Source organism: Fictibacillus sp. BK138 (genome assembly GCF_004216955.1).
Lineage (GTDB): Bacteria > Bacillota > Bacilli > Bacillales > Fictibacillaceae > Fictibacillus.
On the sequence record NZ_SGXL01000001.1, the window covers coordinates 832,042 to 847,825 of the forward strand.

Consider the following 15,784-nt stretch of genomic DNA (forward strand, 5'->3'; position numbering starts at 1 on the left):
GCGCAGAGGAGGCTCACCGCACGCCCCCCGGAAAGCGAGCATCCTGGAGCGGAAATCAACCACATCCAATAGCAACAAAGATTGGAAAGGACAAATCCAGTTTGGATTTGTCCTTTTATTCCTTAATGTTCTTTTGAATATCTTCTTTCAGCTTATTAATATATTTCTGCTTTTCCTTTTCGTCCTTTAAACTGCCAGGTCCAGACGCTTTTCCTTTTAAGTATTTTTGAAGAGCTTTTTCGATCTCCTCTTGTGAAGCATCTTCAGGTATCTCTCCTTTTTTCTTAAGCATCTCTATAATCTTTTCATCGTTAGCTATCATATTAACCGCCTCAGTTGTTGGGTTTTTTTCACCAGGTTGCTCACTTTTAGAGTCTTCTGTGTTCGAACAAGCTGTAAATGCAACTGTGAATAAAACAACTACTAATAGTGTCAGCCATTGTTTCATAGAACCCACTCCTTTACGCTTGTTTATTATTATTATGACACAAAACCCAATTGCATGGGAGCAATTGGGTTTTGTGAATGTATAATTTATCTGCGTGATAACTTGATCTTAGCAACTGAATCGTCCTTGCTTGTTCCTACAACTTCAAACTGAAGTCCGTATGTTGGTACGTTACGTCCAGCATCTGGCATGCCAGCGTTGCTGTAGTCTTCTTTATCATTGAATTTAGGGTTTGGACTAACGTTTTTATCTGTTAGTGTCAATCCTAGCAACTCACGATAATCAAGGAACATTTTGTCGCTCTTTTTCTTGCTGAACGCTGCATCATGAACTTGGTAACGAGTAGATGCAACAGAATTGTCACTCCATTTTAGAGTTTCTTGATTCGCATCTACGACTCCTAAGAATCCTTCACCAGGATGGATACCTGTCCAGTTATCGCTGTAGCTGTTATCCACATACCAAACTACTAAACCGCCATCGTATTTCATCAAGCTGTCACCACGGCGGATATGTGCTAAGCCTTCGTCAACGCCTTCATGGTTTCTCCACTCTAATAGATAATAGTGTTCAGAGTAGAATTTACCTTGGTCTTTCTTAAATCCATCTAAAGTAAACGCAGGCTCACCTTCAGCGTCATCAAAAAGAGTTTGAGCGCCGTCAACTGTAACACTTACTTCATCTACATAGAATCCAGGATGAACCGCTGCAACATCCGTCCAATAGTTAAGTTTAACTTCGATGTTCTTACCTGCAAAAGCAGAAAGATCAAAAGTTCCGTCAACCCATCCATCAGATTCACCAGTGATACCATGTCCTGGATTTTGTTCATGAGGGTCTGTATCTGTTGTTAAGTTACCAGGAATTGCAACCCATTCTTCAGAACCTTCTTCTTTCACTTGAACAGATGCATAATCCCAATCTGTTTCAATATCATACCAAGTTTTAAATGAAAGCTCAGCAGATGTTGCATTTGTTAAATCAAGCGATGTTACCATGTCGTTATCTAGGTTATTTCCGCTGCCGCTATGATACTCATACTCTCCGCTGAATGGTGTATTTACAACCGTTTCTTTTTGAGGAAGGTCTACACGGACAGCATCATCATTAGTTCCTTTTGTATTGGCTTGGTCTAGTAAAACTTCTGTGCCTTTAGGGCTTAAATCATTTAGGTTAAAAGTTTCGCCTGTTAACCAATTGGATTCTGCCATGCTGGATTGTAAAAATTCTTTCGACCATGCACTGAATCCAGTTGGTTCTGTACCAGGAATATCCCCAGCCCAGCTTCCGCTAGACATGATCGACCAGTATGCAACAGGCTCACCAGTTCCGGAGTATTGAGTGTCATACTCATCTGGAAGACCTAAGTCGTGGCCGTATTCATGTGCAAATACCCCAGCAGCACCGTCAGCAGGTTCGATCGTATAATCGTAAGCATACATTGTCTCTTCACCCCAGTAGTCCACTTCTGGAGTTGGAGATCCTGGAATAGAAAAGATTCCGCCAAGATTCCATCGGTGACTCCAAACGGCATCTCCACCTAAAGAACCTCCGCCAGCTTCTTCACCAACACTGGAGTGAACGATCATTAAGTGATCGACTAATCCATCTGGTTCACGAAGATCTCCATCACCGTCCAAGTCATAACGGTCTTCTTGGTCAAACTCACTTAAATCGATCTCTGGATCATTAGCAGCTGCAGTTAATGCTTCTTTAACCAGATCACGCGGCTTAGCGTCACTTCCGTCTGGATCAGGAACGTTTCCTCCATAGTAAGCTGCAGGATGTTGTGCTTGGTACCAGCCGCCAACTTTACCTGTGATCGAATAGCTGCCACCAGATTGCTGTTCATAATACTCTTTTACAGAGATTAGGTCTTCACCATTTGGACCTTCATATCCATCTTCACCGAAAATCATATCTTCATAGTGTTCTTTTAAGTAATCATCATAATGCATATCTGTCTCTTCAGGTGCAATATCTTTCGCTTTAAAGTCTGGATACTCTACAAGTAGTACCAATACGTTATCAACACGCTGGCCGCCTGTCCATTTTTCTTCTTCAACGGGCTTGACATCTTTGCCTTTACCTTTCTTGCCATGCTTTAATCCATCTTTTTTATGCTTCTTATGTCCTTTTTCATCCTTTTTAGCATGCTCGTCTTCAAGCTCTCCTTTTGGAAGAGATTCAGCATGCTCTTGTTTGTTCTTTAAGAACTGCTGAAGCTTCGCTTGTGCCTGTGCTTCACTTGCATTCTTTGAGATCTGTCCGTTCTTCTTAAGCATTTCTATTAATCTTTCATCGTTGGCCACTGCTAAATCGAATGGACCACCGGTGTGTTTATGACTCTTTTCCTCGACTGACGATGCCTTGACATCTGACAGAACATTGACAGGTGCGGCGCTAACGCTCGCAAAAGTGCTGCAGCTTAATATCGCTGCAAGGGCAGCTGAAACCCATTTTCCCTTTTTCACTAAAATCCCCCCTAGAAGTAGTTTCACGGCTGGAAATCAACAATGACTATTGTCGAATAATTCCGCATATTCAAAATGTTACCACGTCATGTCGAATTCTAGAATAGGAGATATATCCCTTGTTTCCTGTCTGTAATGGGGAATATTTACTATTATTAGAACTATTTTGCAGTAGTCGAAAATTGGGGAAAAATATATAATAACCGATTTTAATGCTATTTTATGATAGGTCTTTAGGATTACTTGGATGAAACAAAAATAATTTTTTAAAAACAAGATTGCGAGAATGTTTCATTTTTAAATAGTAGGGAAAATAGTTGGGTAGGGTTTTAAAACATATAAATAGAACTTATTCATGAAAGGTCGGTCAACACATTGTCAATTTCTATTCACCCTAAATCAGTGAAGAATTTTGAGGAAGCAACGGAAAATATTCTTACTTTTATGAGTAAGCTGATTAATATCAACACATTGTTCATAGCTAAGAACGATCAAAAAGTGAACGAGATTAAAAAGGTCATCAACAAAGAACAAACGTTATTGGAAGAGGGATCCACTCTTCCATTTCATGAGACCTTTTGTAAAATTAGTGTAGATCAAGGCAAGGAAATCCTGCTTATTGAAGATATTTTGGAGAATGAGCGGACTAAGCAGCTTAGTGTTACCGCTAGTCTAGGAAGCGGGAGTTTTATAGCGATTCCCATATATTACGAAGATGGGGAAAATTACGGGACAATATGCGGGCTGGATACAAATCGTTTTGAATTTACCGAACAGCATGTAGAACTCTTCCAAACGATGTCCTCACTCTTAACCTATGTATTAGAGCTGGACAAAGCCAACAAAGAAATTAAAGATTTATCAGTGCCAATTGTTCCTCTTACAAAGGGAATAGCCATTTTACCGATCATTGGACATATAAGCGAATACCGAGCTGATATCATCATTCAAAATACATTAAACAGCAGCATGGACTTAGACTTAGAGTACATGATCATCGATCTATCTGGAATCAGCCAGATAAATAACTCGGTTAGCAGCTATCTTCTTAATATCGTAAAGCTTTTAAAACTAATTGGTGTAACACCCATTCTTACAGGGTTCAGACCTGATCTGGCTATAAGAACGATGGAAGTAGAAGTGGATTTTCAAGATATCGTCATTACGAGTAACTTAGAGAATGCGCTCTCTCACATTGGTTTTGTATTGAACAAAAAATCATAGAATTGTAAAAAGAAGAGCCAGGTTAAAAAAAGTGGCTCTTTTTTTAGTTTTAATTAGTCTAAATTTTCTTTTTACTCTATAATGTATATTATAAACTTATCAGTCGTTTTTATTTGAACTCACTGGAGGGGAATTTGAATGAAGTCATTTGAGGAAAAATTAGATCAATATGCTGAACTTGTTGTAAAAGTTGGATTAAGCATGCAAGAGGGACAAAAGTTATTAATCAGTTCTCCAATCGAGGCTGCAGAATTTACGCGTAAAGTAACAAAACATGCGTATGAGAACGGGTGTAAAAGAGTGATGGTGGACTGGGTTGATACTCAGATCAACCGAATTCATTATACGAGTGCGAAGGAAGAAGTGCTCAAAGATGACCTGCAATCTTGGGAAATCGATAAATATAACGATCTGGTAGAAAATCACGATTGTTTCTTGATGGTAACAGGAAATGACCCGAACGCTTATAAAGGTGTTCCTTCAGAGCGCATGATGTTCGTCCAAAAGAATAGAGGCGAAAAGCTGCAGGCCTTTTCAGCTGGCCAGCTTAGAGGGGATATGCACTGGGCGATTGCTGGTGCACCTACAGCAGGTTGGGCAAAATCTGTTTTCCCTGAAAAAAGTGAAGATGAAGCAGTTGATGCTTTATGGGAAGCGATTTTCAAAACGGTTCGTGTAGATCAAGAAGATCCAGTTGCGGCATGGGAAGAGCATGTTAAAACACTTTCAGAAAAAGTGGATTATTTAAACGAGCAGAGATTTAAAACTCTTCATTATAAATCAGAGGGAACAGACCTAAGTATTGATTTGCATCCTGATCATACATGGATTGGTGGCGGACACAATTCCACTTTTGGAACTTACTACATTCCAAACCTTCCAACAGAAGAAGTATTCACTACGCCTAGAAAATATGGTGTAAATGGAAAAGTATCAAGTTCTAAGCCTTTATCTGCGATGGGGAACCTTATCGATAATTTCAGCTTAACGTTTAAAGATGGAAAGGTAGTAGAATTTACAGCTGAAGAGGGATACGACACACTGAAACAGCTGCTTAGCATCGATGACGGTATGGGGTATTTAGGAGAGGTGGCTCTAGTGCCTTACGACTCGCCAATCTCAAACTCGGGCATCATTTTTAACAATACACTATATGATGAAAACGCTTCTTGTCACTTGGCAATCGGTACTTCGATCACGATGTCTGTCAAGGATGCAGGAAATCTTACACCTGAACAGATGGAAGAAAGAGAAATTAACCACAGCCGCGGCCATACCGATTTTATGATTGGTTCTGCTGACCTTGAAATTGAAGCAGAATATGAAGATGGCAAACGCATTCCGCTATTCAAAAACGGAAACTGGGCTATCTAAACACGAAAAGACTCCAATGACTGGAGTCTTTTTTTTGGATATCTTCTGAATGGGCTAGACAGACCTCAATCAACAGGATACCAAATTTTAGAAAAACAGTCTATTTCTTTTTTGATTTTCTCGTTATGCTTTTATAACAAGAAATGAAGGAGGCTATATGATGAATACATTTTTTGATCAATCGCCATATGAGATTAAGGTTGAATGGGGCATAAGAGGAGCGAAGGAAGCAGCAAGAAGAGAGGAAATCCTAATCATCGTCGATGTACTGAGTTTTTCTTCTACAGTAATAGCTGCTATGGAAAATAATGCGGTCATTTATCCTTTTCCTCCACCCATTAACGAAAAGGCAAAAAACTACGCAGATCAGTTCGGTGCTGAGCTTGTCGTCGGGAGAGCAGAGGCAATAAAGACCGGTAAACATTCACTCTCACCGAACTCTTTCACGGCAGATGATCGGGGGAAATCGTATGTACTTTGTTCTTTAAATGGTGCTGCGTGTGTAGAAGCAGCTAAAAAAGTTCCTGGGCTGTTTATGGGATCTTTACGAAACGCACAAGCCGTTGCAGAAGCTACTTTAGATCTGCAAAAAAAGTCTGGAAAACCGATCACGATCATCGCTTGCGGCGAACGCTGGGAAAATGCTGCTTCGTATGAAAATCAACTTAGACCGGGAATTGAAGATTATTTAGGAGCAGGAGCCATTATCTCCTCACTCAATGGCTTGTTATCTCCTGAAGCTTTCGTTTGCAAACAGGCATTTCAAGGATCAAAGCATGAACTGCCAAATTTAATAAAAAAATGCGGCAGCGGCAGAGAATTAGCAGAACGCGGTTTTGCTAAGGATGTAGATTATTGCCTTCAATTGAATGCCAGTTCTATTGTACCCGTATTATCCGGAAACAAATTCATCAGCTTTGAACTATCTTATCTTTTAAAATAATTAAGAATATAACTGGCCTCCTCATGGAAAAATAACGAAAACAGAGGAGGTTTATATATGAAAAAATTAGTCGCGTTCTTTGCGACGTTCACGATTGTACTTACCGGCTGCGGCGGAGGCTCTAATGATATGAAAGAGAGTGAAGCGGCTCCGAAGAATATGAGCAATGAAACAAGAGAAAGTCCTCGGCTAGAACAGATCAATTCTCCGAAAAAAACACAGCAGGATACTTCAAAAGCTGAGACCAAACACGGAAAAACAAGGATTGAAACACTTGGTTTTTTAGAGCCTCTTGAAGCGAAACAATCGGTTAAAGATGTTCAAGAAGCAGAAAATGACCTAACTTATATAGCTTTTTTCAGCTACCAAGTCAACAAAAACGGTACATTAAAACCGATCAAGGATTGGGCTGCACTTAAGGAAATCAAAAAGACACGCGCGATGCCTATGATGGTTTTAACGAACTTTTCAGATGGCAACTTTTCTCCAGAGATCGCACACAACATTTTTACTGATAAACAAGCGTCTAAAACACTTATTGGCAGTGTGATCAGCACGATGAAGCAAAAGGGCTATAAAGCGCTAAATATCGATTTTGAACATATAAAAGAAAAAGACCGTGAGCTATACAATGGATTTTTAGAAACAATCATCCCTCAAGTGCAGAAAGAAGGATTCAAGGTTTCAACAGCACTTGCTCCAAAAACAAGCGACGAGCAAAAAGGACCTTGGCATGGAGCTCATGATTACAAACGACACGGAGAACTGGCTGATTTTGTAGTCCTCATGACTTACGAGTGGGGTTGGTCTGGTGGTCCTCCAATGGCTGTAGCACCTGTTCCGCAAGTTAAGAAAGTTGTAGATTATGCAGTTTCTGTAATCCCTCCTGAAAAAATTATCATGGGTGCACCGCTTTATGGCTATGACTGGACACTTCCTTATAAAAAAGGAAACAAATTTGCGAAGCGCATAGCTCCAGCAGAAGCACATGACCTAGCGTTAAAAGAAAAAGTCACAGTGAAATACGATAATGAAGCACAAGCTCCGTTCTTTAATTATAAAGATGATAATGGAAAAGAACACGTGGTGTGGTTTGAAAATGAACAAAGTGCCGAGGCAAAAAATAAGCTTGTAAAACAATATAAGCTTAGAGGACTTGCATATTGGGTACTTGGTGAGCCTTTCCCTGAAAACTGGATACAACTGCGAGATGAATTCCAGATCGCAAAAAGATAATAAAGGAAAAAGTGGCTGACTAGAACGTACTAGTCAGCCACTTTTATATGATGAGGTTATTTTAAGTGTGGAATCCAAAAGTTTTGGCTTTGAATCCAAAAATTCCGGTGCTGAATCCAAAAATATTGGGCTCGAATCCACGAGATTTGTCCATCAATCCACATTTAGTCATATATATATATGACATAGCAAAGAATTTTGATTTAATCATCTTTTCTGAGTATCAATCATCCGATTCTGTTCATTCGGAATCCGCTTTGTCTGATCATATTTTGCTTGTTCTTTTTCCTGCCTCTTCTTTTCCTGTTCTTTTAAACTTTCATTAACTGTTTCATTTTTTTCTTCCTTCACTTTTATCCCTCCTAAAGGATTTGATATAATCCTTTACCACGCTGTTATGAAACCAAACGCAATCAGAAGGAAAAGTAACGTAAGTCCTATAAGGCAGCAGCAGATAAAGACTTATTTACCACTGCACCTTTTCTGTCAGGGAAAACCGTTTCGAAAAGGTAGTCTGGATACTGATATGAAAGTTTTTCTGTTATCGAAGCTGCTTTTTGATGAGGTGTAAAGAATACGATAGAAGGACCTGACCCGCTGATCGCAGCACCGTATGCTCCGAGCGAAACAGCCTTTTCTTTTAGTTCACAATAAAAAGGAATATTCTTTGTCCTGAACGGTTCATGAAACAGGTCGCGATTCATCATATCAGCCGCTTTTTGCCAGTCATTTTTAATTAAAGCGGCAACGAGAACATTGCTGATGGCGCTCGCTTCAACCGCTTTATTGAAAGGAAGAAGATTTGGCAATGACTTTCGTGACTCTTTTGTATGAAGAACCTCATCAGGTATGGCGACAATCATTTCAACAGCAACATCAGGAACATGGACCGTTTCGACATCTTTTCCATTATAACAGCTGATGGTCAGCCCGCCATAAATAGCAGGTATCACGTTGTCAGGGTGTTTTTCCAACAAACTCGCCAAAAGTGCCTTTTCTTTTTTTGAGAGCTGCAGATCGAAAAGGGTATCAGCCAGTTCAATCCCTGCCACGATTGCGGATGCAGAACTTCCCATGCCCTTTGAAAGAGGGAACCCGCTCTCAACTTCCAATCTGCAAGGAGGAAGGTCTTTATCATAAGCCTTCGCCGTAAATTGAGCGGCTCGAATGATTAAATTCTGTTCTTCTCCATTTAAAGATTGCAGTTCTTGGCCATAAAAAACCGTTTTCCATTCAGATGCTGGTTGTACATGGACAGATAAGTAACGATTGAGTGCGAGCCCTACAGAGTCAAAGCCTGGACCGAGGTTGGCCGTGCTGGCAGGTACATGAATGGAATAAGCATCAAGCTTCATTTATACGACACATCCTTTCAGCTGCTGACGTAACTGATCCAGATCATTGGGGATCACAACTGGTTCTTGTGCAACAGTTTTTAATGCGATGTCAGGATCTTTCAATCCATTGCCTGTTAAAACCGCAACGATAGAAGCTCCTTTTGGCAAGAGTCCTTGCTTATGCTGTTTATATAATCCTGCGATCGTACTGCAGGAAGCCGGTTCTGCAAACACACCTTCTTTTGAAGCAAGCATTTGATATGCTTCTAAAATTTCTTCATCAGTTACACTGTCGATGATACCGCCTGACTCATCTAGAGCAGCAGTCGCCAGCTGCCAGCTTGCCGGGTTGCCGATCCGGATAGCAGTTGCGATCGTATCTGGATTCTTTACGGCGCTGCCATTTACAATGGGCGCAGCACCTGCAGCTTGAAAGCCATGTATTCTTGGCGTACCTGAAGCTTTGACCGAATCGTATTCTTTAAATCCTTTCCAATATGCACTTATATTACCGGCGTTTCCGACTGGGATCGCAAGAATGTCTGGGGCTTTTCCGAGTGAATCTACAAGTTCAAAGGCTGCTGTTTTTTGACCTTCCAACCGAAATGGATTTACCGAATTTACAAGTGTATAGCCTTCTTCTTCGCTCATCTGCTTTACCATTTCAAGCGCTTCATCAAAATTACCTTGTATAGCAAAAATTTCAGCTCCGTACATTTTGGCTTGTGCGAGCTTACCTTGAGCAATTTTTCCGTCTGGAATCACGACAATACAGCGCAAACTGGCACGGGCTCCATATGCCGCAGCAGCGGCTGAAGTATTGCCTGTAGATGCACAGATGATCGCTTTGCTGCCTGCTTCTTTCGCTTTTGCAACTGCAAGAACCATCCCCCGGTCTTTAAAAGAGCCTGTTGGATTGGCACCTTCATATTTCGCGTACAGCTCGATGCCCCATTCCTTTGATAGATGGTCTAAAGGGATGAGAGGTGTATGACCTTCGTTTAAAGAAAGCAGGGGAGTGCCGTCATTCACGGGCAAGTATTCTTTATATTGCTGCAGCAACCCATTCCAGTTCATGTTAGGCACCCTCCACTCTGTAATGACTTTTAATTTCCTGTACAACATCTGAATCTCTCAGCAAATTGTAAACATGGTTGTCTTGCTGCTTATTCGTGCCATGAGTAACGATTACCACTTCCGCAACACCTTTTTCATCAACGGGACTCTGGATTAATTTTTCCAAAGAGATCTCATGTAGGGCAAAGAGGGAAGTGATCGCTGAAAACGCGCCAGCTTCATCTTTGATGTGCAGTCTGTAAAAGAACTTTCCATCGATCTCTTCAGGCTGCTTCAATTGTTTATCAAATTGTGGAGCAACCGCGCTTTTGCCATTAACACCTAAACGCATGTTTTTGACTACAGCTACTAGATCTGAAACGACGGATGTAGCTGTTGGAAGCTGGCCGGCGCCAGGTCCGAAAAACATCGTCTCTCCCACAGATTCTCCATATACGTAAACCGCATTATATTCATTCTGTACACTTGCTAAGGGATGAGAATCAGGCAGCAAAGTAGGTTCTACACTGATCTCCACTTTTCCGTTATCTTTTTTTGCATTTCCGATAAGTTTAAGTGTATAGCCAAATTGTCTTGCGTATTCGAGATCTTCTTGAGTCACTCTTGAAATACCCGTAACCTTAACATCATCAAGGTGGATGTGCATTGAAAACCCGAGTGTTGAAAGTATTGCCATCTTCCTTGCCGCATCAATTCCTTCTACATCGGAAGTCGGGTCGGCTTCAGCATAGCCTAGTGATTGTGCTTCTTTTAAAACTTCTTCATAATTGCGCTGCTGTTTATCCATTTTAGTAAGGATATAATTTGTTGTTCCGTTCACGATACCCATCATTTTTGTGATACGGTCAGATGCAAGTCCGTCGACAAGTGAACGGATAATAGGGATTCCTCCTGCAACACTTGCTTCATAGAACAGATCGCATCCGTTCTGCTGTGCAACTTGTAAAAGTTCAGCACCATGAAGTGCCATGAGGTCCTTATTTGCTGTAATCACATGTTTTTTATTCTGCAAAGCAAGCGTGATATATTCACGGGCAAGCTCGATGCCTCCCATTACTTCAATAACAACATGAATATCGGGGTTTTCTAATACTTCTTGCGGCTGCTGTGTCAGCCAGTCATTTTTGATCGCAACGAGACGTTCTTTTTCTGTGTTTTGAACTAAGATCTTTTCAATATAAACCGGACAGCCAACACGATGCTGAAGTTCTTCACGGTTTCCTTCAATCATTCTAACGACACCGCTACCCACTGTACCTAATCCTAAAAGTCCTACAGAAACATGATTTACCATTTGATCCACCCCTTATGTTTTTCTGAGAAATACAATTGTATGTTTGATAGGGACATTTTACATGGTGTGAAGAGAGGTTACAACAGATATCTTTGTAAAGATTAAGATAGCGCTTACATTTAATATGGAATGTGTTGGGAAACTTGAGAATATCGAGGAATTCTATAGAAGAATTTGTCGAACTCGGATATGATAGATACAGGAAATTAGAGAAGGGGATAGCTTTTATGGTCTACCATTTAGAGGATACCATTACTGATACACTTAATTGTCTAGAAGAAAATATTTTTATTATCGATTTAGACTATAAGGTTGCCTGGATGAATGATGCGGCAAAAGGTTTCATTGAATCCCTTAAGACCTATTTTAGGCTGGATCAAGCAGAAGAATTGATTGGTACTCCGATTGCCCATTTTCATAAAAATCCTTCTTACCAAGAAGAAATGCTTCAAAAAGGTGATTTTCCAATCGACATGCAGCTTGTTTTATTCAACAAGTTTGTAGCCAGACTGGTCGTAAAGGAATTCATTGTTAAAGAAGAAAAACTAGGGTTTATCTTAACATGGAGAGACATTACTGAGCGTGAAAAAGAAAAGGAAAAAACAAAAGCGATCATTAATGAATTATCTACACCAATCTTACCGACGATTGCGGAAAATACACTTCTCGTACCCCTTATCGGTGAGCTGACATTAGAGAGAATGGAAAGCTTAACGACAAAACTGTTAAACGAATGTTTAAATTATCATGCTGAGTATGTCATTATAGACTTCTCTGGAATTACGACGGTGGAAGATCCTGACTTAGGCCAGGAGATTCAGAAACTGACAACGACGGTAGAACTAATGGGGGCTGAAGTCCTTTATTGCGGATTTAAGCAGGACATGGTTAAGAACATGGTGAATCTCGGAATTGATACAAATCAGAAAACCTTTGTGTCGTTCCGTAATGCGATACGATATGTTGCCTCTAAAGTAGGAATACCATCCTAAATAAGGACAAAGCAGCCGTTAATCATGACGGCTGCTTTGTTTTCTTTATATTTTTGATCGCTTCCTTATAAGAAAGCGGACTTAATTCCTCTATATGTACGAAATCCCACACCCAATCCGGATTTACTTTTGCGTATTCTCGCAATGCCCATCCGATGCCTTTACGAATAAAGAAGTCTTGCTCGTATTTGGTTTCTTTAATAATGTGTGCCAGCCGTTCTTTATCAGTTCTATCCTTATACCCTAATTGAAACAGAATTGCTGACCTCATCAGCCAGATATTTTGAGATGCGATCCATCGTTCTGTTACAGTGTGTATTTGTTCAGGGAACTTGCTGAAATAGTACCCTGCTATATGTTTTGCAATATGGTCAACTGTGTCCCACCAGCTTTTATTTACGATGATATATTCAATCCATTCAATGTCCTGCTGTGTCATTTCCTTTTTCAATTTATCCGCAATGGATAGACCGGCCATCTGCATTTCACGTTCAGGCATTGCCCATGCTTCTTTTAAAAAGAAATAAAGATCATTATGAGCAGGGAGACCATTCTCTTGGATAAAACTTTTAAACGTATCTTTCATTACAGGTGCTCGCAATCCAAAATACTCAAACTGCCCACGCATATATTGCTTCATTTTTTCAGCTTCTTCTTTATTCTCCATCTTTTTCAGAGCATTTCTTAATCGATCAATGTACATACGATCCCATCCTCTCTTTAACAAAATTATACAAAAAATTGTTAACAAACTGAAACTTTTTAAATAGACATCCGTAAATTAACATATAAAACCAATATTGGAATTTATCTTACTTTCGACAAAATTTTACATTTTTTTCTTTACCTTTTTGATATGGTTAAAGAAATTCGACATGGGGGGCTTGTTATCTAAAAATAATAACTTAATAAAGGGTAGGGAGAGATGAACATGGAACTGTTTGGGTATCCGTTATCAACCATATACTTAGGAAGTTTCATTGTATTTGGATGTATCACGTTTGTTTATATTCTTTTTGGTGACATGCTTGATGCAGCCATGGAATTCTTGCATCCGGCACTTATTCTTTCCTTCTTTACGATCGGCAGCGCTTCAGGTTATCTGCTGGAGATCATGACCGGAATCAACAGCTGGTTCATCCTTGTGTTCAGTTGTCTGCTTTCTCTGTTGCTTGTCACTCTTTTAAACGTATTTGTTTTAACACCGATTCGATCGGCGGAAGAGTCATTAGCTTATCGGGATGAGGATTTAAAGGGAAGAGTAGGTACAGTCATTACGTCTGTTCCGGTTGATGGTTTTGGAGAGATATTAATTGAAGGAATTAGCGGTAGAATCTCAAAAACCGCAATAAGTATGGATAACAAACCGATTCAGCAAGGGGAAAAGATATTAATTATCGATATTCAAAAAGGTGTTGTTTCGGTTATGCGTTATGAACAAGTAGAACAAACTTATTTTCATTAATCTGGAGGGGATTTCATGAGTTTTTCGCCATTATTTATTGTAGTTGGAATTGCAGTCTTTCTGCTAGCAGCTCTTATTAGTGTTTTTATTACGAAGTACCGTACGGCAAGTCCTGATGAAGCATTGATCGTAACAGGAAGCTTCTTAGGAAACAAAAACGTGAATATTGATGAATCAGGCAACAGGATCAAGATCGTACGTGGAGGCGGTACGTTCGTCCTGCCGGTTTTTCAGCAAGCGAAACCTCTTAGCTTATTAACGAGCAAGCTGGATGTTCAAACGCCAGAAGTGTATACAGAGCAAGGTGTTCCTGTAATGGCTGATGGAACAGCGATCATCAAAGTCGGAAGCTCGATCGGGGAAATTGCAACTGCAGCTGAACAATTCTTAGGGAAAACAAAAGAAGACCGTGAGAATGAAGCGCGTGAAGTACTAGAAGGTCACTTGCGCTCGATCCTCGGATCTATGACAGTTGAAGAAATCTATAAAAACCGTGAAAAATTCTCTCAAGAGGTCCAGCGTGTCGCGTCTCAGGACCTTGCAAAAATGGGATTGATCATCGTTTCATTTACGATCAAAGATGTACGCGATAAGAATGGATACCTGGATGCACTGGGTAAACCTCGTATTGCACAAGTTAAGCGTGATGCAGATATCGCGACAGCTGAAGCTGAAAAAGAAACACGCATCAAACGAGCAGAAGCAGATAAAGAAGCCAAACAATCCGAGTTAGGACGCGCGACAGAAGTAGCGGAAGCTGAAAAGATGAACCAGCTGAAGGTAGCTGAATTCAGACGTGAGCAAGATGTTGCGAAGGCACGTGCTGACCAGGCTTATCACCTAGAAGAAGCTATCGCAAAACAACAGGTTACAGAACAGCAGATGCAGATCAAAATCATTGAGCGTCAAAAGCAGATCGAGCTTGAAGAAAAAGAGATTCTGCGCCGTGAAAAGCAATATGATTCAGAAGTAAAGAAGAAAGCCGATGCAGACCGATATGCCGTTGAACAATCGGCAGAAGCTGAAAAGCGCAAGCAGGTTGCAGAAGCTGATGCACATAAGTACCGTGTAGAAGCAATGGCAAAAGCGGAAGCAGAAAAGGTTCGACTCGACGGTCTATCCCGAGCAGAAGCAGAACGTGCTAAAGGGGAAACTGAAGCTGAAGTTATCCGCCTAAAAGGTCTTGCAGAAGCAGAAGCGAAACAAAAGATTGCCGAAGCATTCGAGTTATACGGCCAGGCAGCCATGATGGATATGATGATCAAGATGCTTCCGGAATACGCGAAGCAAGTTGCAGCACCGCTATCTAATATCGATAAGATTACTGTCGTGGATACAGGCGGTGGTGAGAACGGCGGAGCTAACCGCATCACGGGCTATGCAACAAACTTGATGTCAACATTGCAAGAGTCTTTGAAAGCTTCCTCTGGGATTGATGTAAAAGAATTACTAGAAAACTTCTCTGGTAAAGGGAATGTTCGTCAAAGTATTGACGACTTACGCATCGACTTTGCGAAAAAAGAACCAAACGCTGCGAAAACAAAAGAAAAAGCAGCAGAAGTAACATCTGCTAAAGGAGAATAATAGAAGAAAGCTTACTCTAGGGGCTGGAAATGCCCATCAAGAGTAAGCTTTTTTCTGAATATGACGTTTTATGCGCGCTCGTTGGGATATATGCGCGTTCGAAGAGATATATGCGCGTTCATGGAGAATTATGCTCGTTCAGCGGAGTTTATGATCGCTGAACGAGCGGTTCCCAAGATTTACGAGCGGTTCCCAAGATTTACGAGCGGTTCCCAAGATTTACGAGCGGTTCCCAAGATTTACGAGCGGTTCCCAAGATTTACGAGCGGTTCCCAAGATTTACGAGCGGTTCCCAAGATTTACGAGCGGTTCCCAAGATTTACGAGCGGTTCCCAA

General features: G+C 40.7%; 15 protein-coding genes. 8 read left to right on the forward strand and 7 right to left on the reverse strand.

Features of this window, described 5'->3' with window-relative positions:
* Nucleotides 1-115: 115 nt before the first annotated feature.
* Both EV282_RS04020 and EV282_RS04025 read right to left on the reverse strand, forming a co-directional pair.
* A complete protein-coding gene (locus tag EV282_RS04020) occupies nt 116-448 on the reverse strand; it encodes a hypothetical protein (RefSeq protein WP_130293985.1) in 333 nt (110 codons plus the stop codon).
* 86 nt (nt 449-534) lie between these two features.
* The gene (locus tag EV282_RS04025; protein ID WP_165389349.1) at nt 535-2,922 is read right to left on the reverse strand and encodes an immune inhibitor A domain-containing protein; all 2,388 of its coding nucleotides are present in this window, start codon (nt 2,920-2,922) and stop codon (nt 535-537) included.
* A 375-nt stretch (nt 2,923-3,297) separates the two neighbouring features.
* On the opposite strand from EV282_RS04025, the gene EV282_RS04030 reads away from it, so the two are divergent.
* The 4 genes from EV282_RS04030 (at nt 3,298) to EV282_RS04045 (ending at nt 7,699) form a co-directional block, all read left to right on the forward strand.
* Nucleotides 3,298-4,146, forward strand: coding sequence for a GAF domain-containing protein (locus EV282_RS04030; protein WP_226535745.1), 849 nt, complete (start codon nt 3,298-3,300; stop codon nt 4,144-4,146).
* A 138-nt stretch (nt 4,147-4,284) separates the two neighbouring features.
* Nucleotides 4,285-5,520, forward strand: a complete 1,236-nt coding sequence (locus EV282_RS04035) for an aminopeptidase (protein ID WP_130293987.1) — start codon at nt 4,285-4,287, stop codon at nt 5,518-5,520.
* A 160-nt stretch (nt 5,521-5,680) separates the two neighbouring features.
* Complete coding sequence (locus EV282_RS04040) at nt 5,681-6,463, forward strand: 2-phosphosulfolactate phosphatase (protein ID WP_130293989.1); 783 nt, start codon at nt 5,681-5,683, stop codon at nt 6,461-6,463.
* 57 nt (nt 6,464-6,520) lie between these two features.
* The gene (locus tag EV282_RS04045) at nt 6,521-7,699 is read left to right on the forward strand and encodes a glycosyl hydrolase family 18 protein (RefSeq protein ID WP_130293991.1); all 1,179 of its coding nucleotides are present in this window, start codon (nt 6,521-6,523) and stop codon (nt 7,697-7,699) included.
* Between the two features lie 207 nt (nt 7,700-7,906).
* Here EV282_RS04045 and EV282_RS20110 read toward each other — a convergent pair whose 3' ends face one another.
* The 4 genes from EV282_RS20110 to EV282_RS04060 form a co-directional block, all read right to left on the reverse strand.
* Complete coding sequence (locus tag EV282_RS20110) at nt 7,907-8,050, reverse strand: hypothetical protein (protein WP_165389350.1); 144 nt, start codon at nt 8,048-8,050, stop codon at nt 7,907-7,909.
* A gap of 86 nt (nt 8,051-8,136) precedes the next feature.
* Nucleotides 8,137-9,054 (reverse strand): homoserine kinase, encoded by a 918-nt coding sequence (gene thrB, locus EV282_RS04050; RefSeq protein ID WP_130293993.1) that lies wholly within the window; start codon nt 9,052-9,054, stop codon nt 8,137-8,139.
* Complete coding sequence (gene thrC, locus EV282_RS04055) at nt 9,055-10,113, reverse strand: threonine synthase (protein ID WP_130293995.1); 1,059 nt, start codon at nt 10,111-10,113, stop codon at nt 9,055-9,057. It abuts the gene before it with no gap.
* Nucleotide 10,114: 1 nt separating this feature from the next.
* Nucleotides 10,115-11,407 carry a homoserine dehydrogenase gene (locus EV282_RS04060; RefSeq protein WP_130293997.1) on the reverse strand — a complete coding sequence of 431 codons (1,293 nt, stop codon included), beginning with the start codon at nt 11,405-11,407 and terminating at the stop codon, nt 10,115-10,117.
* Nucleotides 11,408-11,634: 227 nt separating this feature from the next.
* On the opposite strand from EV282_RS04060, the gene EV282_RS04065 reads away from it, so the two are divergent.
* Nucleotides 11,635-12,399 carry an STAS domain-containing protein gene (locus EV282_RS04065; protein ID WP_130293999.1) on the forward strand — a complete coding sequence of 255 codons (765 nt, stop codon included), beginning with the start codon at nt 11,635-11,637 and terminating at the stop codon, nt 12,397-12,399.
* Between the two features lie 22 nt (nt 12,400-12,421).
* Here EV282_RS04065 and EV282_RS04070 read toward each other — a convergent pair whose 3' ends face one another.
* On the reverse strand, nt 12,422-13,102 hold the full coding sequence (locus EV282_RS04070; protein ID WP_130294001.1) for a DNA alkylation repair protein: 681 nt from the start codon (nt 13,100-13,102) through the stop codon (nt 12,422-12,424).
* A 228-nt stretch (nt 13,103-13,330) separates the two neighbouring features.
* Here EV282_RS04070 and EV282_RS04075 point away from each other — a divergent pair, with 228 nt between their 5' ends.
* The 3 genes from EV282_RS04075 to EV282_RS20415 form a co-directional block, all read left to right on the forward strand.
* On the forward strand, nt 13,331-13,864 hold the full coding sequence (locus tag EV282_RS04075; RefSeq protein WP_130294003.1) for an NfeD family protein: 534 nt from the start codon (nt 13,331-13,333) through the stop codon (nt 13,862-13,864).
* Between the two features lie 15 nt (nt 13,865-13,879).
* Nucleotides 13,880-15,448 carry a flotillin family protein gene (locus EV282_RS04080; RefSeq protein ID WP_130294005.1) on the forward strand — a complete coding sequence of 523 codons (1,569 nt, stop codon included), beginning with the start codon at nt 13,880-13,882 and terminating at the stop codon, nt 15,446-15,448.
* A 120-nt stretch (nt 15,449-15,568) separates the two neighbouring features.
* A partial coding sequence (locus EV282_RS20415) for a hypothetical protein (protein ID WP_207224280.1) occupies nt 15,569-15,784 on the forward strand: 216 nt, incomplete at its 3' end.